We start from the raw sequence: 555 nt of genomic DNA, 5'->3' as shown, positions 1-555 counted from the left end.
AGGATATTAAACACCTTATGGAAACAGTTGAGTGGAAGGTGCAGCAATAATTCTGCGGGTTTTCTATTTTTGCACCCTAATTTGCAGCCATGCCTAAACAAAACCTAAAGTGGATCTACTTGTGTATTCTTGCTGTCGTATGGGGCAGTTCCTTTATTTTAATTAAGAAGGGCCTTGTAGGTCTTACAGCTTTGCAGGTAGGTTCCCTGCGAACTGTTTTTGCAGCGCTTTTTCTACTTGTGATAGGGTTTAGGTCTCTAAAACATATCACCGGCAAGCAGTGGAAATGGATAGCTTTTTCGGGCTTTTTTGGGACTTTCTTTCCGGCTTATCTTTTCTCTTTTGCAGAGACCGAGATCGATAGCGCCATTGTTTCTATTCTCAATTCAACTACACCCCTGCTTTCGATGTTGGTAGGAATTGCCCTTTTTGAGGCTGCTTTTGTCAGGAAAAAATTTATAGGAGTTATGGTGGGGTTGGCAGGAACTACTGCCCTTATATGGAGTGGAGCATCTGTAAATCCCGATCAGAATTACTGGTATTCCCTTTTGGTGA

The 555-nt window shown here is 42.2% G+C and carries 1 protein-coding gene; it reads left to right on the top strand.

Features of this window, described 5'->3' with window-relative positions; translation table 11 throughout:
* Nucleotides 1–89: 89 nt before the first annotated feature.
* A partial coding sequence (locus HC175_RS16895) for a DMT family transporter (protein ID WP_168139514.1) occupies nt 90–555 on the top strand: 466 nt, incomplete at its 3' end.

The organism is Salinimicrobium oceani, assembly GCF_012037645.1.
The sequence above is the reverse complement of the archived record's forward strand: the minus strand, read 5'-3'. Positions and strand labels throughout refer to the sequence as shown.